This window comes from Fulvivirga lutimaris (assembly GCF_009711525.1).
In the GTDB taxonomy this organism is placed as follows: Bacteria; Bacteroidota; Bacteroidia; order Cytophagales; family Cyclobacteriaceae; genus Fulvivirga; species Fulvivirga lutimaris.
On sequence record NZ_SMLV01000430.1, the window covers coordinates 33,587 to 57,737 of the forward strand.

Below are 24,151 nucleotides of genomic sequence, written 5' to 3' on the forward strand. Positions count from 1 at the left end.
ACTCTTCGAGACAGGAAAACAGGGTTTCCAAATCACCAATACTCAAAAATCCTTGAAATTTTTCCATCCTTAAATTCGAATAGGGTCATTTCAGGTTCTCCTTCTACAATGTCTCCATCTTCTTTTTGGACAAACCGCTTTTCTACCGTCACAGCATTTAACCCTATGATCTTGTTGACTATTTTTATGTCAACCACTCGACCATCATAGCCTCCATTTTTCTGGTTGCGTACATAACCATTGTATAAATCTTCTCGGGTATAGGTTCCGCCATATTTTGGATGCACATAGGTAAAGTCATCTGTGAACAATTGAAATATTCTATCAATATCTTCAACCTTAGAGTCGGCCTGGAAAACTCTTAGGTTCAGATCATAATATGCCTTATTCAAAGTATTTAAAGAGTCTTTATGTTCTTTAGTTGCTTCTTGAGCATTAACAGAATGCATTTGAAGGAAACTAATAAATAATAGAGAAAACAGAAATTTCATTTGACAGTTGGTGTTGATGTGCGCTGTCAAATATAAAGGGTCAGACTTTTGAATAGTGTTAATGAGTTGTTAAAGAAAGGATTATCTCACTCCGCCTTACAAGGAAACAACACCTCCAAATCACTTTCCTTATGATAAACTTCAATAGAAAGCTCATCTAGCTTTAGGCCATTTTCTTTGGCAAATGCTGTGGCTTCTTCCAGCACTTTATCAGGGCGTGGCATTACGAGGTTGTGGGCATTGATCTTGGTTTTCACAAAGGTGACTTCCTTCATTTCCACATACATTTTGTCATAGTCTTTGTCAGAGATAAAGCCAATAAATTGTTTTACTGAATCAATATCTGCCGTGTTGTAATTGATGATGGCTAATGTAGCGTCTTCATTGGCTATGGCAAACTCACGGGCTTCGGTAAACAGCTTTTCTATTGTGGGGTCAGTGTATTCTCCCTGAAAGGGCTTGCCATAAACCTTGAGCATTGGTCTGGTTTCTTTTTCAAAAACGAGGGGCTCCGCCCCACCTAGTCCAAAATATACTGCAATAACAATGATGGTCGAGACAAGAATCGCGACACCGTATTTGATCTTATTATTCATTGATTAGAAAATTAGCCTTAGTCCAACACCTCCCTGAAAACGCTGCCACCCCGGATCCTGCACCACATCGGTGTACCATTCTATTTCCATAAAAGCTGATACCGGAATGGTGAAATAGGAATATTCAATACCCAATACTGCGACAGGCCCCATGGTCAGATAACTTTCATCCAGAATATTGATCTCGTTTTCATCAAAACTGATCTCTAAAAGGTATTCGTATTGTATGTCAGTATTACGCCACTGCCATCCGGCACCAACATACCACTGCAGCCCTTTTAGCACTTTAGAAGCATCACGCTGGTACAAGGCCTTACCTTCCAACACCCATTCTTTTTTCACAATATGGCCTAAATATCCCACACCCTGATCAAAGCCAAGCGTGTCTGGTTCAATAAGGTCTTGAAAATTTTCTCTGTGATAGCCACTGTACAAACCACTGGCCGCTTTACCGCCATCAATGGCTATAGCAAAGTTTTTTGCCGCATAAAATTTATAAGTAATTGCAAACGGGTCTCCTACTTTGATACCAATACCCTGATATGGATACTGACTGTCTTCAAAAATAGGGCAGACCACTTTGGCCTTAGCACGACTAACTTTGATATTCTTATATCGCCCGCGATATGCGGAGGTTGATGTAGGCCGTCTTTTATTTCTACTCTGACCAAATAGGTCAACCTCTGTCATCAGGAGACACAGCGAGAGAATAAAAATATAGCGGAACGTTTTGGACATCAGCAAGCTAAATTAGACACAATATAATTAATTCGCGAATGTCGTGAATTGATTGCTAATCGAATTATACAATTTCTTTGTACTGCATTTTATGCAGTTGAGTATAGTATCCGCCTAGTTCTAACAACTCATCGTGTGTTCCTTCTTCTTTAATCTCCCCTTTATCGAGCACTATAATCTTGTTGGCCTTCTGAATAGTAGATAACCTGTGAGCAATTACAATGGATGTTCTGCCGAACATCATTTTATCAATGGCCTTCTGAATCATCTCTTCAGTTTCTGTATCTACAGAAGAAGTGGCCTCATCGAGTACCAGTATTCTTGGATTATAAACCATTGCTCTCACAAAGGAGATTAGCTGGCGCTGACCCACAGAAAGTGTTGACCCACGTTCCATTACATTATAATTTAAGCCTCCTGGAAGTCTCTCTATGAATTTTTTAGCACCTACAAGCTTTGCCGCTTCCATTACATCTTCTTCGGTAATGTCAGGGTTGCCGAGTGTGATGTTTTGCATAATGGTATCTGAAAACAGGAAAACATCCTGCAGCACCACCCCAATATTACCTCTTAAATTATCGATGTCATAATCCTGAATGCTCTTGCCATCTACAGTAATGGTTCCTCTATTTATTTCATAGAATCTGTTGAGGAGGTTAATGATAGAAGATTTCCCTGCTCCGGTTGCTCCAACCAAGGCAATGGTTTCACCAGGTTTTACATCCAATGAAATATCTTTTAATACATAATCTGCATCGTTATAAGCAAACCAAACTTTATCAAACGATACGGCACCCTCTATCTTTTCAGGTGCTAGTGATCCATTGTTAGGAATATGTTCGTTGTTGTCCAAAAGCTTCATGATTCTTGAAGAGCTCACAATACCTAACTGCAAGGTGTTGAACCTATCCGCTATCATTCTGATAGGACGGAAGAACATTTGGATATACATAATAAAGGCAATGAGCATACCTAGGGTAATGCCAGTATCCACTTGGTGAATAACACCTTTGGCGCCATACCAAACCAGTAATCCAATACCTGCTGCACTGATAATCTCCGCTACCGGAAAATAGACTGAGTAATAAAGTACAGACTTCAAGTTGGCTCTTCTGTGCTCGCGATTGATATCAGTAAATTTTTTGTATTCTCTTTTTTCGCTACCGAAAATCTGCACTACACTCATACCGGTAATGTGCTCCTGCACATAAGTGTTCAGGTTAGAAACGGCATTTCTAACATCATTAAAAGCCACTTTTATTTTCTCTTTGAAAACATAGGTGCTTAAAATAAGCAGGGGCAATGTTGATAAACTGATTAATGCCAATCTCCAGTCTGTATAAATCATAATGCCTAAAATGAATATGAGCTGCAATAAATCACCCACCATGGCGGCTAGTCCTTCGCTGAAAACATCTGCCAGAGTTTCAACATCTGAAATGGTTCTGGTTACTAACTGTCCAATAGGCGTTTTATCAAAGAACTTAAGACGTAACTTAACCAAATGGCTGTAAAGCTTCACCCTGATATCACGTATTATAAACTGACCCAACCAGCCTGATAGGTACGTATGCAGATATTGAATGATGGCCTGGATCACCAGAAGTCCGCACAATAAGTAAATCATATTTACCAATCCCGGGTAGTCTCCATTGGCTACATCATTATCTAAAGTGTATTGAATGAGGTATGGTCTTAACGGGGCAGAAATACCAAGTAAAATGGTGAGCAGCACTAATCCATAAAATTGGCCTTTATAGGGCTGAACAAATTTGAAAAGCCTTTTTAATACCTGGTAATCAACAATACTTCCGCTTGTTACTTTTTCTTTTTCCAATGTCAGTTGATAAATATATCCTGTGGATAAACCACTTTAGTTAAAAATAATCCCTGTGCCGGAGCTGCGGCCCCTGCATTCTTGCGATCTTTTGAATCAATAATTTCTTGAAATTGATTCACAGTTATTTTGCCTAATCCTACTTTAAGCAAAGTTCCAACAATAGCTCTAACCATCCCTCTTAAAAACCGATTAGCTGAAATATAAAAGGTGAGATTGTCGCCCTCTAAAACCCATTTTGCTTCTGTAATATCGCAGAAAAAATTATTGACCTCAGTTTTTACCCTACTGAAGCACTCAAAATCTTGTTTACCGATTAATAACGCAGCGGCCTCATTCATGGTTTTGATATCTAACGGCCTATTGAAAAAATACCTCAATGGCGCATTGAAGGGATCTTTTACCAATGTCATACGATACTCATAACTTCTTGAAAATGCACTGAACCTAGCGTGAGCATTATCACTAACAAGAGCGGCATTTTTTATGGCAATGTCCTCTGGCAAGTAATTGTTTATTTTGAATAAGAGCCGATCAGCATCCGGAATCTCAGATTCGGTTTCAATATGAAAGAATTGTTGCTCGCAATGCACGCCAGTATCTGTTCTTCCGCTACCTAAAATTGAAATCTCGGTTCTCATTATTTTTGAAAAAGCCTCTTCCACCATTTGTTGTACTGTCATGGCGTTTTTTTGCCTTTGCCAGCCATGATAGTTGGTGCCTTTGTATGCTATTTCAAATAAATACTTCATGGCTAAAGGTGATTTAAGACATCATGAAGTTTTGCTACTTCAACATACTTACCATTATGCTGCTCTTCAGGAGCTGCCTGCTCATGCAGCCATGTTATTTCATATGGAACATAAATGGCCTGGCCTCCAAGCTCAACCACAGGCAAGATGTCAGACTTCAATGAATTACCCACCATCAAAAATTGTTCAGGTTGGATGTCCAAATGTTTTATAAGCTTCTTATAGTCCTTTACTTTTTTATCACTCATCACCTCTATATGATGAAAGTATTTTTCCAATCCTGACTTTTCCAGTTTTCGCTGCTGATCTAGCAAGTCACCTTTTGTAGCCAGTATCACTTTATATCTCTGCTGAACCTTTTTAAGAATGTCTTCAACATTATCGAGCAACTCAACAGGCTTGTTGAGCATTGCTTTACCCAGGCTAAGAATTTTATCTATTTCTGCAGCTGTTACTTTTCCGTTAGATATTCTGCCAGCCGCCTCTGCCATAGCCAGCATAAAACCCTTGATACCAAAACCATAGATGCCTAGATTCTGCATTTCTATCTCGAAAAGAATCTTCATTGTATCCTCTTCTGAGGCATATGTGGCCATTAGTTTTACAAACTCGCCTTCGGCTTCACGAAAGTAGTTTTCATTTACCCATAAAGTATCGTCAGCATCAAAGGCTACTACTTTTATTGGCATTATTCTTAAAGTTTTTCATAAATGATGGCTGCACCCTGACCAACGCCAATACACATTGTAGCCAACCCATATTTAGCAGACGCTCTTTTTTGCATTTCATGAATTAATGTGGCGCTTATTCTGGTTCCACTAGCACCAAGAGGGTGACCTATGGCTATTGAGCCTCCATTTACATTGACCTTTGCAGGATCAAACCCCAGGTCATTCATACAGGCAATTGATTGTGAAGCAAAGGCCTCATTAAGTTCTATAACATCGAGGTCATTATAAGTTAATCCTGCTCTTTTAAGAGCTTTTCTTGTGGCAGGTATTGGGCCAACGCCCATGCATTCTGGAGTAACACCGGCAATGGCCATAGAAGCTACTCTTGCTATAGGTGTCAGGTTATATTTCTTAAGCGTTTCTTCATTTACAATAAGACAGGCTGCGGCTCCGTCATTAATACCTGATGAGTTACCAGCCGTTACAGTACCACCCTTTTTGAAGGCAGGCTTCAAGGTTGCAAGTTTTTCAAAACTCGATAATCTTGGATGTTCATCTTTATCAAAAATAATGTCATCAGCTTTGCGCTGAGGCACATTGTAAGCTACAATTTCATTAGCAAATTTTCCCGCCTCATGGGCAGCCTGATATTTCTGCTGCGAGCTTAAGGCAAACTCATCCTGTGCTTCACGGCTCACTTTCCATTGTTCGGCCACATTTTCTGCCGTCTCACCCATAGCATAAGGATGATATAATTCAGAAAGCTTAGGGTTGATAAACCTCCACCCGATGGTAGTGTCATAAGTCTCAACAACTCTTCCAAAAGCTGCCTCTTGTTTACCTGTAACAAAAGGTGCTCTGGTCATGCTTTCCACACCTCCGGCTATGTAGGCATCACCTTCACCCAGCATCAAAGCCCTTGAAGCATCCATAATAGATTGAAGCCCGGAAGCACATAGCCTGTTGACCGTTACTCCACCAGTTTCAATCGGTAGTCCGGCCATTAACGCGGCCATTCTGGCCACATTTCTATTGTCTTCGCCAGCTTGGTTGGCAGCTCCAAAAATTACATCTTCAATAAGTTTCGTATCTAGCGAAGGATTGCGCTCTATCAGTTTTTTAATGACAAAGGCGGCCATATCATCAGGTCTTACAGAAGCCAGTGTTCCACCAAATTTCCCAACAGGGGTTCTCAAAATATCAACAATATAGGCTGTTTTCATAGTAGGAATGCTTTTTAAAACCGAGCGGTTTGATTTACATTTGCGCTGCAAGTTAAGCCAATAGCCATATGTTACAAAGGATTCAAACCGTATTTCTAATGCTCGTAGCTCTGTTCATGCTACTCACCTTATTTTTACCTGTATGGACATTAAAGGCAGAAAATGGAGAATTAGTTCAGCAACTGATGGCCATGAAATTAATTGACTTTAAAGCGACTGATGAAGCAAACGGAGTTGTGTACTTTCCATATGCTTCAATGGCTATTTGTGCAGTAATTTCTGCAATTATTGCCGTTGTCTCTATTACCAAATTTAAAGACCGCTTGATGCAAATGAGGTTAGGCGCACTTAACTCATTATTTATGGCTGGTGCACTAGGTTGTGGAGCATGGTTTTCTACAGAATTAATGAAAGAAGTAGGTGCTTCTGGGAATTTCGGAATAGGCCTTTTCCTTCCGGCCGCTGCCATGATGTTTAACATGTTGGCCAATAGATTCATCCGCAAAGACGATAAACTCGTAAAGTCTGTAGATAGAATCCGGTAAATGAAAATATATATCTCCATAGTGCTGCTGCTCATAGCTTCTTCCGGAAGTTGGGCACAGCAAAGTGTAGATATTGACAAAATCACCTCTTTTCACACTTTCGAATTCAGGAGCTCTCCTGAAAGCCTTCCCGGCAAGCTTACTTTAGATCTTACTATATCTTTTGGTGTCAATTATTATAAATATGATGACAGAGATTTAAGAGCGCTCTATGACAATAAAATATTCGATATCAATCTTGGCTATCGCGATGATTTGCTGGAATATGTCGATTTCTATTTTCAGCGACTCAACCAGGCTGATTTTGATCGGATGAAAGATGAACTGGTTAAACAGTATGGCGATTTTATTGTCATTGAAGCTGTAGAGCCAGGAGTGGAGGAAGCCGTGAGATGGGAAGGCAATATCGTAACCATAGACCTATATAGGTATGGCAATGAGGCCATAGACCTTCATGATAGGAACAAAACTGTACTGGCTGCCACAAAACCTATCCAATAAGTCAGGTCATTTTCTCATTTTTACCTTTATGCTGTCATTTTGTCACCAAAAATGACGTGGAATAGTATTTGAAAAGGGTGTTTCGAATTACTGATTAAACTAACACGTAAACGATTATAAATAATGGAAGAGAAAGGTACGATTTCGATACACACCGAAAACATTTTCCCTATCATCAAGAAGTTTTTGTATTCAGATCATGAAATATTCTTGAGGGAATTGGTCTCTAATGCTGTTGATGCTACTCAAAAGTTGAAAAGACTGTCATCACTTGGTGAATTGAAACAAGAAATAGGAGATACAACCATTGATGTAAGTTTCGATAAGGATAAAAAAACCATTACCATTCAGGATAGAGGTATTGGTATGACTGCCGAGGAGATTAAGAAGTATATTAATCAAATCGCATTTTCAGGAGCTACTGAGTTCGTTGAGAAATTCAAAGACAAAGAAGATGTTCAGGACATCATCGGTAAGTTCGGATTAGGTTTCTACTCTGCCTTTATGGTGTCTAAAGAGGTTGAGATCATTTCTAAATCATATCAAGAAGGATCAGAAGCTGCTCGTTGGGTATGTGACGGTTCTACAGAATTTGAAATTACTAAGGCTACTAAAGAAGAGCGCGGTACTACCGTAATTCTTCACATTGCAGATGACTCTGAAGAATTTTTAGAGGAGTTTAAAATCAAAGGTATCCTTGATAAATATTGCAAATTCTTACCAGTTCAAATCAGATTCGGTACTAGAGATGAGTCTGTAGAAGATGGAAAAGATAAGGATGGTAAGCCAAAATATAAGACGGTAACTAAAGACAGGTTCATCAACGAAACTGAGCCACTTTGGACTAAGTCGCCTTCTGAATTAACTGATGAAGATTACATCAGTTTCTACAAGGAACTTTATCCGATGACAGAAGATCCATTGTTCTGGATCCACCTTAATGTTGACTATCCTTTCAATTTGACAGGTATTTTGTACTTCCCTAAAGTGAAAAATGACTTTGAGGTACAGAAAAATAAAATTCAGCTTTACTCACGTCAGGTGTTTATTACTGATGAGGTAAAAGACGTGGTTCCTGAATTTTTAATGCTATTGCATGGTGTGATTGACTCACCAGATATTCCATTGAACGTATCGAGAAGTTACTTGCAGTCTGACAGTAATGTGAAAAAGATCAATTCACACATTACTAAAAAAGTGGCTGATAAACTGAGCGAGCTGTTCAAAAAAGATAGAAAAGCTTACGAAGAGAAGTGGGATGATATTGGCGTATTTGTAAAATACGGTATGTTGAGCGAAGAGAAGTTTTATGAGAAGGCTAAGGACTTTGCACTATTCAAAAATGTAGATAGCAAGTTCTCAACTTTAGATGAGTATGCTGAAGCTGTAGCTCCAAATCAGACTGATAAAGACAAGAACAAGATTTACTTATATACTTCTAACCCTGGCACACAGGATACTTACATCCAAACTGCTAAGAACAAGTCTTATGATGTGTTATTGATGGATGGTCCTTTAGACAGCCATTATGTGAACTTCCTGGAGCAGAAATTAGAGAACACCCAGTTGAAAAGAGTTGATGCTGATACTATCAATAAGTTGATTGATAAAGACGAGAAGCTGGACAGTGTGTTGAGCAAGGAGCAGGAAGAAAAAGTGAAAGGTATTTTCGAAACGGCTATCAACAATGCGAACATGAAAGTGAACATTGATTCTTTAGCACCAGAAGAAATGCCAGTAACTATTACAATGTCTGAGTTTATGCGCAGAATGAAGGACATGAGTAAAATGGGTGGCGGAGGCTATGCCATGATGGGCAACATGCCAGACCAGTTTGAAGTGACTGTAAATGGTAATCACCCTGTGATTGATAAGATTTTGAAAGCTAAGAAAGCAGAGAAGAAGGAGCAATTGGCTAAGCAAGCTTATGATTTAGCAATGCTTTCTCAAAACATGCTGACTGGAGCTGATCTTACCAATTTCATCAAGCGCAGTGTAAGCCTGGCGGCTGAATAATTATAGATCCGGAATTTCCGGCACTCCCTGAAAAGGGAGACTGTTACCAAATCACCGAATGACGAAAGTTGTTCGGTGATTTTTTGTTTATCGTCATTTCGACTGAGGTGCGAGGGAGAAATCCCCTTCAGGTTAGGGAAACCTCTCCCTTGGTTGAAGGGATGGGACCACTCTGGTTTGTGTCCTCACAAACCAGTTTATGTAAAAACTGCTTGTTTCGTGTGACATGAACCAAGGCTTGGATTTAGTGGATAAATCTTGCCATCGATAAGTCATGCCGTTAGGCATCTTTGCCATTTAGTTACACGTTTTGATAAGGATTCCTACTCCCGATAAATCTGGATACCGAATGACCTGCAGCTTAAATCCTAAAACCTTTAACAACCTATTAAACCCAAACTCTCCATACTTTTCTTATTTTTGCGTTTCCTTTTTAATCTGTACTGCTCATGAGCGATCGCTATGCACAAAGAGGGGTTTCTGCCTCTAAAGAAGATGTTCACAATGCCATCAAAAACATTGACAAAGGGCTTTATCCCAAAGCATTTTGTAAGATAGTCGAAGATCACCTTGGTGGTGACCCCAACTACTGCACTGTGATGCATGCCGATGGAGCCGGTACAAAGTCTTCTTTGGCCTATATCTATTGGAAAGAAACAGGTGACATCTCCGTTTGGAAGGGCATAGCACAAGATGCGATCATCATGAATACTGATGACCTAATTTGTGTTGGGGCGGTGGATAATATTCTGCTTTCTTCTACTATCGGCAGAAACAAAAACCTGATTCCAGGAGAGGTTATCGCGGAGATTATTGAAGGTACCGAGGAGGTGCTGCACATGCTTCGTGATAATGGCATGAATATCATTAGCACTGGTGGTGAGACGGCCGATTTAGGAGATTTGGTGAGAACTATAGTCGTAGATAGCACGGTCACTGCCAGAATGAAAAGATCAGATGTTATTGACAATAAAAATATTCAGGATGGGGATGTGATTGTGGCCTTTGAATCTTACGGTCAGGCTACTTACGAAACAGAATACAATGGTGGAATGGGAAGTAATGGTCTTACTTCTGCCCGTCATGATATGTTTGATAAATCATATGCTACCAAATATCCTGAGACTTTTGATCCAACTGTTCCGGAAGATTTGGTATATACCGGAGGTTATAAAGTAACTGATCAAATTGATGGTGTGCCTTTAGATATGGGTAAGCTAGTGCTTTCACCTACCAGAACTTACGGCCCAATCATGACAGCCATTCTTAAAGAATACAAGGGTCAAATTCATGGTGCAGTGCACTGCAGTGGTGGTGCACAAACCAAAGTGCTTCACTTTGTGGATAATGTACATGTGATCAAAGACAATCTTTTCGAAATCCCACCATTATTCCAGGCCATACATGAGCAAAGCGGTACGGACTGGAAGGAAATGTATAAGGTGTTCAACATGGGCCACAGACTAGAATTGTACGTGCCAGAAAGCATCGCTCAGGATTTAATATCAATTGGAGCATCGTTCAACATCAGAGGCAAAATCATTGGTAGAGTAGAAGGAGCAGACAAGGCTCAGGTAACTGTAAAAAGTGAAAAGGGCGAGTTTGTTTATAACTAACGATGCAGCTCCGGAATTTCCACATTAAAAGTGCTTCCCTTACCTACTTCACTGGAAAGTGAGATGGTGCCGTGCAGTTTATCAACAAGGGTTTTTACCAAAGACAGTCCAAGGCCATTGGAAGCTTCACCAGCAGTTGGTTTGGCAGACAGCGGTTTAAATTTCTGATAAAGATTTTTCTTGTCATCTTCAGTAAACCCAGGCCCGTGATCTTTAACTGAGATCTTTAGAGCATTAGAATTTTTAAAGGCCCTCACCTCCACAGCCGAATCCTTGCTTGAGTATTTAATGGCATTAGAGATGAGATTATCAATAATCCGTTCTAGAAAAAGCTGATTGGTGACAAAATTACTATCCAGCTTCAGGTCACTTTTCAGGTCGATGCTTTTTGCCTTTGCATCATCAGCATAGTTTTCAATTTTTGTTCGGAACAGTTGCTGAAGATCAACAGAGTTGATGTTAGCGAGAACTTCTCCGGTTTCAAGCCTGCTTACTTCCAATATATTTTTGATCAATGCCAAACCCGAGCTGCTCATGTCTTGCATCATTTTGATATACTGCTCTTCCTGACCTTTATCGATCTTGGCCAAATCACAGAGGCCATAAATCCGGTTGAAGGGTGCCTTTAAATCATGGGCAAGAATGTTCATTAATGTATCCTTTTCAAGGTTAATGTCTGCTAACTTATCCTTCTGCTGGGTCAGGAGTAGGTTATCTCTTTTGCGTCTGTATGAGTAGATCATGAACATTACCAAAAGCACAAACATTAAAGCTGCAATACCTAAAAGCGCATAATTTCTTAAGTTTTGCTCTTCTATAAGCTCTTCATTTTTTTGCTGCTCAATGCGCAGTAATTCATTTTCGCGAGCTCGTGTTTCCAGTGCTATTCTTGACTCGTGCTGTTGTGCCAAACGCGCTTTTTCAGTATCTAGAAAGCGCTTTTCAATCTCGTTATACTTTTTAAAATTTTCATAAGCAGTGGTTATATCACCTTTTTTCTCATAGTTTTTTGAAAGGTTTAAATAACCTTCTCGTAGCTCTTTCATAAAAGCTGACTTTTCCGCGGCCACTACTACCTTTTTGTCATATTTGATTGCCTCATCATATTTTTTCAGGTCATAATTTAGCCTGCCCAATTCCAAATAAACCTTCATGAAAAGGTTTTGATTGCTAATGCTCTCAGCAGTGCTTTGTGCCATGTTCATTAGTTCCTGAGCTTTGGCATATTCCCCTTTCTGTCTGTAAAGGCTCGCTATTTCGGTATTTACCTCAGCTTTTAACACCATATTGGCGGTAACCTGCTGGCTATATTTTTGTGCACTTTGCAAGGTGGTAAAAGCCTTATCTGGTTTACCCCAATCATTATATATTTTGGCAAGCTCTAAATAGCTAAATGCAACTCCAGCCCATAACTCCTCTTGCATTCTGAGCTCCAGCCCTTGCTTACACATCTCTTCGGCACGCACAAAGTTCTTCTGACTCTGGTAAAAGGTGGCCAGACTGGAATAGATATAAGCCAAGCCAACATTGTCGTTTAGGTTTTGAAAATATATTAAGGCTTCATCATAATATTCAATGGCCTTATCATAAGCAGCAGTACCCTCATATAGTCGGCCCAGGCTGTTGAGCGCGTGTGCATATTGGAGACTATCTTGCTGTTTAAATGCCTGCTCTTTGGCCTGTTCATGATAATCATAAGAAAACAGATAATCACCTTTGTACAAATAGGCGACTCCTAAAAAGTTATAGCATTCAGGTAGCAGCTCAAGGTTGTTACTTTCATCAATGAGTAACCTTGACTTGTTTAGGAAATAGATAGAGCTGTCCGGATGAAGCTTTCTGTACTGCCAACCAAGCTGATTGTAAATCGCGATTTTTTGATCAATACTAACATTATTTGCAACAGTCTTTAAGCTATCGATTAATTGCATATTCTGACCTGTTGCCTTGGCGGCAAAAAGGAGTATTATGCTCAATATCAGTAAGTTATTGCCCAATCGGATCACGTGTGGAAAATAGTAAAAATTTAACTCAGAAAATATAAATTCATGGTAATATGTGGCTTACAGGGTAAGATTTTTTAGTTTCAAGTCGTTTATGCGGAAAATGGTTTATACAATGTTCACAAACGTTATAAAATGAAACTTAAATTAATCGCTCTTATTTCCTTATTGCTACCAGCTTGCGCTATGGAAAGTCATGAAGAGAGTAAGGAAACCAACAAAGAAATAATAATGGATCAGCATAGTTATGCAAAACCTGCCGAATCGGTTGTTACTCACCTGAAATGGAATGCAGTAGTCGACTTCGAAAATAAGAAAATAGATGGAGTTGCAACATTGCATCTTAAAAATGGTGATGATGCTAAAGAAGTGGTTCTGGATACCAAAGCGCTTAAGATCGAGAAAGTGCTGGTGGGTAAAAAAGAAGCAAAATTTACATTAGGTGAAGCCGATAAAAACATGGGAAGTGCCTTAACCATTCCTATTAAATCATCAACGGATTCTGTGACTATCCATTATTCTACTTCAACGGATGCTGAAGCATTGCAATGGCTTACACCAATGCAAACAGCAGGCAAGAAGCATCCTTTCTTGTTTACTCAGTCACAGGCAATATTGGCCAGAAGCTGGGTGCCTATTCAGGATTCGCCTGGTATAAGATTTACCTACGAAGCGGATGTCAAAGTTCCTTCTGAGCTCTTGGCATTGATGAGCGCTGAAAACCCTCAAGAAAAAAATACAAAAGGAGAGTACCATTTTGTAATGGACAAGCCAATACCCGCTTACCTTTTGGCCCTTTCAGTAGGAGACTTAGAATTTGAGCCTATAGGAGATAGATCAGGGGTTTATGCAGAGCCATCAGTTATTGATGCCGCTGCCTTTGAGTTCGAAGATTTGGAGGAAATGATATCTGCTGCTGAGTCGCTCTATGGACCATATCAATGGGGGCGTTACGACTTACTGGTTTTACCACCGAGCTTTCCTTTTGGTGGCATGGAAAACCCTAAACTTACTTTTGCTACGCCCACCATTTTAGCCGGTGATAAATCGCTTACTTCATTAGTTGCACATGAGCTGGCGCATTCATGGTCTGGCAATTTGGTGACTAATGCTACATGGAATGACTTCTGGCTTAACGAGGGGTTTACGGTTTATTTTGAAAATAGAATCATGGAGAAAATGTATGGCCGTGATTTTTCTGAGATGGAAGCTAGCCTCGCATATCAGGGACTTGTTGCCGAAATTGCAGACATGAAAAATAACGGATCAGGTGATGACACAAGATTGAAATTGGATCTGTCTAACAGAAACCCTGATGATGGAGTAACCTCAATTGCCTATGACAAAGGTTATTTGTTTTTAAGAAGTCAGGAGGAGAAGGTAGGTAGAGAGAAGTTTGATATTTTCTTAAAGGACTATTTTACCAGTAATGCCTTTTCCGTGATGACAACAGAAAATTTCATCAGACAACTTGATGAGAAGCTTTATAAAAAGAATGGCCTTGAGATGGATACCGCTAAAATTAAAGAGTGGATATATCAGCCAGGTTTACCGGCTGATGCTCCAAAACCAACCTCTGACAAATTCGCTAAAGTTGATGAGCAGATGAGCAGGTTTTTAACAGAAACTAAAGCTTCAGATCTTGAAGTAGAAGGTTGGTCTTCACAGGAATGGTTACATTTTGTAAGATCAATTCCAGCGAATTTGACCAAAGACCAAATGAAGGCTTTGGATGATGCTTTTGGTTTTACTAAAAGTGGCAATTCTGAAGTACTTACCGAATGGCTGGTTCAGTCTATTAGGCATAATTATGAGGCTTCATTTGATGAGCTCATTCACTTTTTGGTGAATACCGGAAGGCGAAAGTTCTTAATGCCTTTATACCAGGAAATGGTGAATTCAGAGTGCTGTGCATCTATGGCAACGAGTATATATACTACTGCCAGGCCAAATTATCACTTTGTTTCAACCAATTCACTAGATGAGTTGTTAGATTATAGTAAATAATAAAAACTAAAATATGGCTACAATTACTTTAGGTGGAAAACCAACAAATACTAATGGAGACTTACCAAAAAATGGAACTCAGGCTCCAGACTTTACTTTAGTAAAAAATGATCTTTCAGAAGCATCACTAAGTGACTTTAAAGGCAAAAAGGTTGTCTTAAATATCTTTCCAAGTGTAGACACAGGTGTTTGCGCTACTTCTATCAGAAAGTTTAATGAGAAGGCCGCTTCACTTGATAACACTGTAGTGCTATGCATTTCAAAAGACCTACCATTTGCGCAGGCTAGATTTTGCGGAGCAGAAGGTATAGAAAATGCTATCACTTTATCTGGTTTCAGAAATGATTCTTATTCCAAAGATTATGGTGTGGAGTTAGTAGATGCCGGCTTTAAGGGATTGAATGCAAGAGCTGTTGTTGTTCTGGATGCTGATCATAAAGTGATACATTCTGAGCTTGTACCTGAAATTGGGCAGGAGCCAAATTATGAGGCAGCTTTAGGTGCTTTATAAGTAATCAAATGACACCTCCTATAACCTCTTGAGTAGAATTAGGAGGTGTTTTTATCATTCCTCAGGCTCCTCTTCATCCAAAGTTCTAAGTGGTAGCTCGATCTCAATTTTAGTGCCTTCACCAAGCTTACTTTGAATATCTATGGTTCCCCCAAGTCGGTCTATAGATTGTTTAACGATATACATTCCTAAACCCGACCCGTCCGACTGCTCTGTGGCACGGTAGAACATGTCAAATACTTTCCCCAGATATTCTTCAGAAATCCCTATACCATTATCTTCAAACACAAGAGTGGCCTTTGTTTTTAGAATCTTGATTTTGATTGAAAGCTTGTTGGTGCACAACTCTTGATTTCGGTATTTAATGGCATTGGACAAGATATTGCCCAGAATAATCTTTAATCTCAGTTGATCGGTAATTAAAGTGCTGGTGTCACCAGTAATTTTTGTGGTAATCTTCATTCTTTTGAAGCCCTCTAAAAATTCCAGTCCTTCAATATTTTCTTTTATTAAAGCCCCAATGTCTACCACCTCATTTTTAATGCCCATTCTGCTGGCTCGGGAATAGTTGAGCATAGACTTAATGAACTCATCCATTTTCAGGATTCGATCTTCTATCTTATCGATGAATTCAAGTTTGGCTGTTGGAGACTCAAGTTTATAAAGATTCACCAACCCCAGCACCGAGCGCAAAGGTGAGCGCAGGTCATGAGAGGTTCTGTAAACCAGCTGATCCAGCTCGAAATTTCTATCAGAAAGTTCATCTAATGTTTTAACCAGACTCTCACTATTCGCTCTTAAGGCATCATTTGATTCTTCCAGTTCCTTCTCCTGCTGTGCTAGCTCCTGATTTCTTTTTAGCAGCTCTTCATTTAGTTTGTTAAGTTTTTCCTGATAGATTTTCTCTTCTGTAATATCCCTGACAGCACCATCATACACTTCATTACCATCTTCATCGGTAGTAATAAGATAGGTGTTCAGGCCCCAAAAAGTTGAGCCATCCTTTCGTTTAAATAACGTTTCTTCATTTGATCGTTCTTCATCCTTACTCATGATATGGATTGGCTCCTCACGAGAAGTAGGAACAGCATATAAGTTGATAGATTTGATCCGAAGGATCTCCTCAGGGCTAGAGTAACCAAACATTTTGGCAAAGGCTTTATTGACATATATCAATCCGCCTTTTTTATAACTACGGTAAATACCTTCAGATAAGTTGGTGTTGATTGACTCAAGTAAGCGTTGGCTTTCGTAAATCTTCTTTTGAATCTTCTTTTCCTCTGTAATATCTCTGATGGCCCCATCAAAGACGGCCTCTCCCTTTTCATCAATAGTCAGGTAGTAGCTATTCAAGCCCCAAAAGGTGCTGCCATCTTTACGCTTATAAAGTACCTCCTGATTGGATCGTGACTTGTCTTTTACAATGTCCTTGGTCAATCCTTTCCTTGAGGTAGGATTGGCATAAAGCTCTATTGATGGTGTTTCAAGCATCTCCGAAACTGAATCGTAACCAAAAAGCTTTACAAAGGACTGGTTTACGTAAACCAAACCTCCTACTGCATGACTGCGGTATATGCCCTCTGATAAATTGGTGTTGATAGAATTGATTAACTCCTGACTTTGAGCAATCTCTCTTTGAGAGTTAAATAATCTTTTGGCGCTAAGCTTTAGTTGCTTGTTAGACTGCTCTAGTTGCTTCTCTTTTTTGGCGAGTTCATTATTTTGAATAACGAGCTTTTCATTAAGTTTTTTTAATGTGGCATCGGCATCAATGGTGTTATCAATCTCTTCAGCTAACTCCACAGCTTTGGAAATATCAGGTACAACATGCTCTTGTATATATCTGACAGCCTTTAATTTAGCTCCCTCGAGCAACAAGTTTTCTATGTATTTCTGATGTTTCTTAGCCAAGACCATTCGGTAATATAAGACAAAATCATAATAAAATGGCTGAATCAGGCCTTCGGATTTAATTGCGATAAATATAAATTAAGACCTGTATTTTTAATGATGGCTACTGATTAGCTTTGCATCGCCTCTGGGCGCTATGTCAATTTATAGGAAAGTTCAGGCTGTTGAAAAGGTATTCAAGGCGCTGGAAAAGGAACTGGCCTCCTTCAAAAACGGAACAGGATTAAATTGCTTATCAGGCTGCGGACTTTGCTGCCTGAACCCTAATATCACGGCCACCCCACTGGAGTTTCTTCCTTTTGCTTACGAATTATATAAAAATGATCTTGCTTATCAGTGGTTAGAGGAGGTGCAAGCTTCTGAAACGACCATGTGTAAAATTCTTAGGCCGATGAGGGTAGAAGGAGAGCCTGGGTTTTGTTCACAATACCAATACCGTGGATTAATTTGCAGGCTTTTTGGATTTGCTGCTAGCAGAAACAAAATGAGTGAGCTAGAATTGGCTACTTGTAAGACGATAAAGACTGAATTTCCCGAGCAATATCAAACCGCTAAAGATGTGGTTAAAGCTGGCGGCAGGGTTCCAATTATGACAGATTTTTATCATCAATTAAGAGCCATTGATACCGAGCTTGGCAGACAATTAATGCCAATTAATGTGGCCATTGAAGAAGCTCTCAAAGTGGTTTTGAGTTATTATGCCTATCGTAGGCCAAGAAGAGCATAACCATTTTCAAATCTGAAAATAGCTCATTTTAAGTAAATAGAGCAGTATTTTATTGCTCTGTAACATTCGTTACAGATTTCGGTAATTCACCGATATAGCTTTGTCGAAAATTTAAATAAAATGATTAGACAAGGTTTATTATTGATTATTATCTGGTCTCTTACCATTAAATCTTACGCACAAGATACACTGGTAATTGACAAGTCAGCATTACTCCAGAAAGTGCACGAGGGTAATCTGCAATTAAAAATAGCCAGTAAGCAGGTAGAAATAGCACAAGGCGATCTAAGTCAGTCAAGGGCTTCTTATCTCCCTACTATTACTGCTTCGCATACCGCTATGGTTACCAATAACCCATTGATGGCATTTGGCTCAAAGCTAAATCAGGAGATATTAACACAGGCTGATTTCAACCCGGCTTTATTAAATGACCCTGATAATACCACCAATTTTGCCACAGAAATTCAGATACTTCAGCCTTTGCTGAATCTGGATTATGCTTATCAGAGGCAAGGGGCAATAATTCAGGCAGAAGCACAGGTTTTACAAGCCCAACGAACTTCAGAATATCTTGAGCTTGAGGTTTTAAAAGCCTATATGCAATTGCAACTCAGTTATGAGGCTGTAAGTGTACTAAGAAAGGCACAGAAAACAGCGAGAGAAGGGTTAAGAGTTATCAATGATTACAACGATCAGGGGTTGGTTCAAAAAACTGATGTACTGGCCGTTAAGGTGAGGGTGAGTGAGGTAGAAAGTCAGCTCCGTTTTGCCGAGTCAAATGTTCAGAATGCTTCAGCATACTTAGGTTTCTTATTTGGCACACAGGATCAAGGGATTATCTACAGACCATCAGAGCGTTCAGCAGCATCTGTCGAAATAGAAACTTTTGACGACCAATTATCTGATAGCCGTAAGGACGTAACCGCAATGTCTAAAGCTGAGGAGGGTTATCAGGCCATGCTAAAATCAGATAAGATGAGCCTTATACCAAGGATAAATGCTTTCGGTAGTTATCAATTATATGATGAAGCCCTTTTTGGTTTCGGTGCTTCAGGCTACATAGTAGGGGCTCAGTTATCATGGAATATTTTTGATGGATCTCGCACCATCGGCAAAATACAAAAGTCAAAAGCGCAGTTTGAAAAAGCCAGATTTGAAAACAATCAATATAAAGGCAAAGAGCAGATGGAATTGGATAAAACAATCCGTCAGCTAAATGACCTGCAAAATAAAGTAAGGTTAACTGGTCAGGCGTTGGAGCAGTCTGAAGAGGCTTACAGAATCAGAAAGGACCGCTTTGCTGAAGGTTTAGAAAAAACAGCCGATCTGCTAGCTGCTGAAACCAAATATTTTCAAAAGGAGCTGGAATATCGCCAATCAATATTTGAATACAATCTCACTAAAGAATACTTAAGATTTTTAACAAAATAGAAAATGAAGACTATAAATTATTTAACCATACTAATAATCCTGCTTACTGTTTTTGCATGTGGCAGTGATGATCAGCACACCATTGCAGATACGAAGGCAGTGGCTGTAAAAGTTGCCAAGGCATCTAGTCAAAGCATGGGAAGCACCATTGGTGCAAGCGGAACAATTGAGGCTAAGAACAGCACTAATTTGAGCACCAGAATGATGGGCTTTGTAACCAGCCTTCCAGTGAAAGTTGGACAGAAAGTTAAAAAAGGACAGCTGCTAATAAGCATCAATAATGCTGACCTGAATGCTAAAAAAGCACAGGTAGAAGCTTCAATCACGCAGGCACAGAGTGCTTTAGAGAATGCTGAAAAGGACTATAACAGGTTCAAGGCGCTGTTTGATAAAAATAGTGCTTCTCAAAAGGAGCTTGATGACATGACCACTCGATTTGAAATGGCAAAGGCTAATTATGAGGCTGCAAGCCAAATGAAAAAGGAGGTATTGGCTCAATATGCTTATAGTAATATAACTGCTCCTTTTGATGGTGTAGTTACCAACACTTTCATAAAAGAAGGTGGTATGGCTAATCCTGGGATGCCACTTGTTGCCCTTGAAGGGGGTAAGCAATACGAGGCGGCTGTAATGATATCTGAGAATGATATTTCAAAATTAAAGCAGGAAGCTAAAGCTAAAGTATTAGTAAAAAGCCTTGGTAAGGAGTTTACTGGTACTGTCACAGAAATAAGCAAATCAGCTAAAAATACCGCAGGTCAATACATTGTGAAAGTGAGTTTAGAAGAGCCAACCAGCGATGTGTATGCAGGGATGTTCGTTAATGTGAGCTTTTCTGAGACTACAGAATCACAAAAAGGAATCACCATGAATAAATCGGCTATTGTGAGCAAGGGCCAGCTATCTGGAGTATATGTAGTGAGCAGTGAGAAGGTAGCCATTTTAAGATGGCTTCGATTAGGTAAAACCATTGGGGGCGATGTTGAGGTATTATCTGGCCTAAAGCCTGGTGAAACCTACATCTCTTCTGCTGATGGCAAACTTTACAATGGCGCTAAAGTCACATTCTAAACGCTAAAGATTAGAAATAATGCAAGAAGGAATATCAGGCAAAATCGCCAACTTTTTTATAAACTCTAAGCTCACCATTTTATTAATGGTAGCCCTTATGATCATAGGAGTGTACAGCTCTTTCCTGATCCCAAGGGAAGAAGAGCCACAGATTAATGTGCCCATGGCTGATGTCATGGTTGGATACCCGGGTGCCACTCCTGAAGAAGTGGAAAGCAGGGTGGTAAAACCACTGGAGAAGATCATCGCTAATATTAAAGGGGTTGAGCATATTCATAGCATGGCCATGAATGGTCAGGCCATGATGATTGTGCAGTTCTATGTGGGTGAAGACATTGAAAGATCATATGTAAAGCTCTATGATGAGCTAATGAAGCACAATGACATTTTCCCGTCAGCAGTTTACCCACCGGTAATCAAAACGAGATCAATTGATGATGTGCCTATGCTTGGGCTTACACTATGGAGCGAAAACTATAATGACTTTGAGCTTAGGCAACTAGCTGAAGAGCTTACTTCAGAAATAGAGAAGGTTAAGGATGTAGCTATCACCAAGCAAATAGGAGGAAGAACCCGTCAGGTGAAAGTGGTGGTTGACGTTGATAAAATGGCTGAAAATGGTGTAGATGCTTTGGGTATAATGCAACTCATGAAAGCCAGCAATAGCTCGTCTCAGTCTGGAAAGTTTGTGAATAACGACCAGGAATATCTTTTGACCACCGGCAAGTTTCTATCTAATGTGGAGGATATTGAAAATTTGGTAGTAGGCGTAAATAGAAATATGCCGGTTTATCTGCATCAGGTAGCCAGTATTGAAGATGGTGCTGCCACAGCAAAGGATTATGTGTCTTTTGGATATGGCAAGGCCAATGAAAATTATACTAATGCACCATCAGATTATCAGGCAGTAACCATCTCTGTGGCTAAGGTAAAAGGTGCAGATGCAATGAAGGTTTCTGACAAGATCATAGATCATGTTGAAGCATTAAAAGCAACCTTAATTCCAAATGATGTACATGTAGAGGTAACAAGAAACTATGGTGAAACAGCTTCTCACAAGGTAGGTGAATTATTGCTGCACCTTGGTGTAGCCATTATAGCCGTTACTGTTTTGGTAATGTTTGCCATGGGTTGGCGCGGTGGATTGGTAGTGTTCTTCTCAGTGCCATTGACTTTCGCATTGACCCTTTTCAGCTATTATATGCTGGGTTACACTTTGAATAGAATTACACTATTCGCTTTAGTCTTCGTGGTGGGTATTGTGGTAGATGATAGTATCATTATCGCGGAAAACATGCACCGCCATTTCAAATCGAAAAGATTGCCTTTCAAACAAGCGGCTATCTATGCGATCAACGAGGTTGGTAACCCTACTATTTTGGCGACATTCACTGTAATAGCGGCAATATTACCAATGGCCTTTGTGTCTGGTATGATGGGCCCTTACATGAGTCCAATGCCAATTGGAGCTTCCATTGCAATGATGCTTTCCTTGTTTGTTGCACTGACAGTAACGCCATATTTGGGGTATCATTTACTACAAGAAAAGCATGAAGAAGAGAGTAAAGAACATCCTTCAAATGAGCAGACATTCATTTATAGAATTTACAAACTTGTTGAGCAACCGTTTTTAGACAGTGGCCTGAAAAGATGGGTAATGTTGGGACTTACCGTTCTATTACTTCTAGGATCAGTGGCCATGTTCTTTACCAAGTCTGTGGCTGTAAAAATGTTGCCTTTTGACAATAAGAATGAATTTCAGGTGGTAATTGATATGCCTGAAGGCACTACGCTTGAAAGAACATCTGCGGTAGCTAAAGAGATTACACAATACCTGATAACAGTGCCAGAAGTTGTGGATTACCAAAACTACATCGGTACATCAGCTCCCATTACCTTCAACGGGTTGGTTCGCCATTATGACTTAAGAGGCGGTAGCAATATGGCTGATATTCAGGTGAACCTTCTTCCTAAAGAAGAACGATCATTAAAGAGTCATGACATTGCCACTTTGGTGCGTCCTGAAATTCAGAAAATTGCAGCACAGTACAATGCTAATGTGAAGGTAGTGGAAGTACCACCAGGTCCTCCGGTATTGTCAACTATTGTAGCCGAAATTTATGGTCCTGACTATGCTGAACAGATAAAAGTAGCTGAGCAGGTAAAGGACATCTTGATCAATACTGATGATGTGGTGGATGTCGACTGGACAGTTGAGGCTAAGCAGGTGGAGTATAAGCTGGATGTTGATTACGAAAAGGCCATGCTAAGAGGTATTGTTCCACAGCAGGTAGTTGGCAACCTTACTTACCTATTGCAGGAATACCCATTCACTAATTTTTATGATGAAAAATCAGTGAATCCTGTAGGGGTTGTATTTAGCGTTCCGGATGCTGATAAATCAAGATTAGGAGATATCAATGACATTAAAATAAAAGGTCAGCAGGGCAACTTAGTGCCTGTTCAGGATCTGGTAAGTGTAAAACAAGATACGCTTAATCCATCTATTTACCGAAAGGATCAAAAGCGAGTGGTTTATGTAACTGCAGATATGGCTGGTGGACTTGAAAGCCCAGCTTACGCGATTCTTGGAATGGAAGAGAAGTTGAAGCAAATGAACCTTCCAAAAGGGTATGAGATTGGAGAATTATATATCAATCAACCTTCTGATGAGACTGACTTTACTGTTAAATGGGATGGCGAGTGGCAGATTACCCTTGAAGTGTTTAGAGATCTTGGAGCAGCATTTTTAGTGGTGGTGATCATCATCTACATGCTGATTGTAGGATGGTTCCAAAATTTCAAAACACCAATAGTGATGATGATTGCTATTCCACTTTCACTGGTGGGTATTGTACTTGGTCACTGGTTGTTGGATGCATTCTTTACTGCTACTTCTTTCATTGGTATGATCGCACTGGCTGGGGTTATGGTAAGAAACTCAGTGTTACTTATCGATTTTATTGAAATCAGACTGGCTGAAGGCGCCTCTATTAAGCAAGCGATTATAGACGCAGGAGCGGTAAGAACAACGCCTATTCTTTTGACCACCGGAGCAGTTGTGATTGGTGCATCTATCATATTGTTTGACCCGATTTTTCAAGGTTTGGCCATCTCACTGGTAGCTGGAGCAATTGTATCCACATTGCTGACACTGATTGTAGTTCCACTGATCTACTATATGACGGAGCGCAGTAAGTGGGAGAATAAAAACGAACAAAAAACTAAAGCTTAAGATCATGGAATTATTAATGATAACTGCCATAAAGGAGTTTGAGGAGGCAATTAAATCCATCCTAAAAAACTCAGAAGTAGTAGCATTTTCTTCCATGCCTGTTGCTGGGTACAGCAACGGCACAAGTGAAGACATGCAATCAAATTGGTTTGCTCGTGATAAAGGTGAATCAGATTCTGTATTGTTCTATGCCTTTGTTGCAAAAAACAATGCAAAAAAAGTACTGACGGAGATTGAAAATTTTAATCAAACTAACGAGGTGCTAAGCA

The 24,151-nt window shown here is 39.8% G+C and carries 20 protein-coding genes; 11 read left to right on the plus strand and 9 right to left on the minus strand.

Translation table 11 applies throughout. The features are described 5' to 3' along the window. Window positions 1–32 precede the first annotated feature (32 nt). The 7 genes from E1140_RS19045 to E1140_RS19075 all read right to left on the minus strand — a co-directional run bounded on the left by E1140_RS19045 (window position 33) and on the right by E1140_RS19075 (window position 6,308). On the minus strand, window positions 33–449 hold the full coding sequence (locus tag E1140_RS19045; protein ID WP_221412729.1) for a nuclear transport factor 2 family protein: 417 nt from the start codon (window positions 447–449) through the stop codon (window positions 33–35). A 128-nt stretch (window positions 450–577) separates the two neighbouring features. Continuing rightward, the gene (locus E1140_RS19050) at window positions 578–1,087 is read right to left on the minus strand and encodes a hypothetical protein (RefSeq protein ID WP_155187895.1); all 510 of its coding nucleotides are present in this window, start codon (window positions 1,085–1,087) and stop codon (window positions 578–580) included. A gap of 3 nt (window positions 1,088–1,090) precedes the next feature. Then, window positions 1,091–1,825: a hypothetical protein gene (locus E1140_RS19055; RefSeq protein ID WP_155187898.1), complete on the minus strand. Its 735-nt coding sequence runs from the start codon at window positions 1,823–1,825 to the stop codon at window positions 1,091–1,093. Between the two features lie 64 nt (window positions 1,826–1,889). Beyond that, a complete protein-coding gene (locus E1140_RS19060; RefSeq protein WP_155187900.1) occupies window positions 1,890–3,668 on the minus strand; it encodes an ABC transporter ATP-binding protein in 1,779 nt (592 codons plus the stop codon). Beyond that, window positions 3,665–4,414 (minus strand): tRNA pseudouridine(38-40) synthase TruA, encoded by a 750-nt coding sequence (gene truA, locus E1140_RS19065; protein ID WP_155187903.1) that lies wholly within the window; start codon window positions 4,412–4,414, stop codon window positions 3,665–3,667. The genes E1140_RS19060 and truA overlap by 4 nt, the downstream gene beginning before the upstream one ends. Before the next feature lie 2 nt (window positions 4,415–4,416). Beyond that, window positions 4,417–5,103, minus strand: a complete 687-nt coding sequence (locus tag E1140_RS19070) for an HAD family hydrolase (protein WP_155187906.1) — start codon at window positions 5,101–5,103, stop codon at window positions 4,417–4,419. A gap of 5 nt (window positions 5,104–5,108) precedes the next feature. Continuing rightward, window positions 5,109–6,308: an acetyl-CoA C-acyltransferase gene (locus tag E1140_RS19075; RefSeq protein WP_155187909.1), complete on the minus strand. Its 1,200-nt coding sequence runs from the start codon at window positions 6,306–6,308 to the stop codon at window positions 5,109–5,111. Window positions 6,309–6,376: 68 nt separating this feature from the next. Between E1140_RS19075 and E1140_RS19080 the strand changes: the two genes are divergently transcribed. The 4 genes from E1140_RS19080 to E1140_RS19095 all read left to right on the plus strand — a co-directional run bounded on the left by E1140_RS19080 (window position 6,377) and on the right by E1140_RS19095 (window position 10,986). Next, window positions 6,377–6,853 (plus strand): DUF4293 domain-containing protein, encoded by a 477-nt coding sequence (locus tag E1140_RS19080; protein ID WP_155187912.1) that lies wholly within the window; start codon window positions 6,377–6,379, stop codon window positions 6,851–6,853. After that, the gene (locus tag E1140_RS19085; protein ID WP_155187915.1) at window positions 6,854–7,354 is read left to right on the plus strand and encodes a hypothetical protein; all 501 of its coding nucleotides are present in this window, start codon (window positions 6,854–6,856) and stop codon (window positions 7,352–7,354) included. It abuts the gene before it with no gap. A gap of 123 nt (window positions 7,355–7,477) precedes the next feature. Beyond that, window positions 7,478–9,370: a molecular chaperone HtpG gene (gene htpG / locus E1140_RS19090; RefSeq protein ID WP_155187918.1), complete on the plus strand. Its 1,893-nt coding sequence runs from the start codon at window positions 7,478–7,480 to the stop codon at window positions 9,368–9,370. 449 nt (window positions 9,371–9,819) lie between these two features. After that, entirely contained in the window at window positions 9,820–10,986 is a 1,167-nt protein-coding gene (locus E1140_RS19095; RefSeq protein WP_155187921.1) for an AIR synthase related protein, read from the plus strand. Here the strand turns inward: E1140_RS19095 and E1140_RS19100 are convergent. Next, the gene (locus E1140_RS19100) at window positions 10,983–12,962 is read right to left on the minus strand and encodes a tetratricopeptide repeat-containing sensor histidine kinase (RefSeq protein WP_155187924.1); all 1,980 of its coding nucleotides are present in this window, start codon (window positions 12,960–12,962) and stop codon (window positions 10,983–10,985) included. The two genes, E1140_RS19095 and E1140_RS19100, sit on opposite strands and share 4 nt — an antisense overlap. A gap of 162 nt (window positions 12,963–13,124) precedes the next feature. On the opposite strand from E1140_RS19100, the gene E1140_RS19105 reads away from it, so the two are divergent. Further along, on the plus strand, window positions 13,125–14,996 hold the full coding sequence (locus tag E1140_RS19105) for a M1 family metallopeptidase (protein ID WP_155187927.1): 1,872 nt from the start codon (window positions 13,125–13,127) through the stop codon (window positions 14,994–14,996). Between the two features lie 13 nt (window positions 14,997–15,009). Beyond that, window positions 15,010–15,507: a thiol peroxidase gene (tpx, locus tag E1140_RS19110; RefSeq protein WP_155187931.1), complete on the plus strand. Its 498-nt coding sequence runs from the start codon at window positions 15,010–15,012 to the stop codon at window positions 15,505–15,507. 54 nt (window positions 15,508–15,561) lie between these two features. Here tpx and E1140_RS19115 read toward each other — a convergent pair whose 3' ends face one another. Next, entirely contained in the window at window positions 15,562–17,418 is a 1,857-nt protein-coding gene (locus tag E1140_RS19115) for a PAS domain-containing sensor histidine kinase (RefSeq protein WP_185153680.1), read from the minus strand. A gap of 136 nt (window positions 17,419–17,554) precedes the next feature. Here E1140_RS19115 and E1140_RS19120 point away from each other — a divergent pair, with 136 nt between their 5' ends. From E1140_RS19120 to E1140_RS19140, 5 genes are all read left to right on the plus strand, one after another. Then, complete coding sequence (locus E1140_RS19120) at window positions 17,555–18,145, plus strand: YkgJ family cysteine cluster protein (protein ID WP_155187935.1); 591 nt, start codon at window positions 17,555–17,557, stop codon at window positions 18,143–18,145. 120 nt (window positions 18,146–18,265) lie between these two features. Next, window positions 18,266–19,576, plus strand: coding sequence for a TolC family protein (locus E1140_RS19125; RefSeq protein WP_155187937.1), 1,311 nt, complete (start codon window positions 18,266–18,268; stop codon window positions 19,574–19,576). Window positions 19,577–19,579: 3 nt separating this feature from the next. Then, window positions 19,580–20,647: an efflux RND transporter periplasmic adaptor subunit gene (locus E1140_RS19130; protein WP_155187939.1), complete on the plus strand. Its 1,068-nt coding sequence runs from the start codon at window positions 19,580–19,582 to the stop codon at window positions 20,645–20,647. A 19-nt stretch (window positions 20,648–20,666) separates the two neighbouring features. After that, a complete protein-coding gene (locus E1140_RS19135) occupies window positions 20,667–23,882 on the plus strand; it encodes an efflux RND transporter permease subunit (protein ID WP_155187943.1) in 3,216 nt (1,071 codons plus the stop codon). A gap of 4 nt (window positions 23,883–23,886) precedes the next feature. Further along, window positions 23,887–24,151: hypothetical protein (locus E1140_RS19140; RefSeq protein WP_155187946.1), on the plus strand; the 265-nt coding region annotated here is incomplete at its 3' end.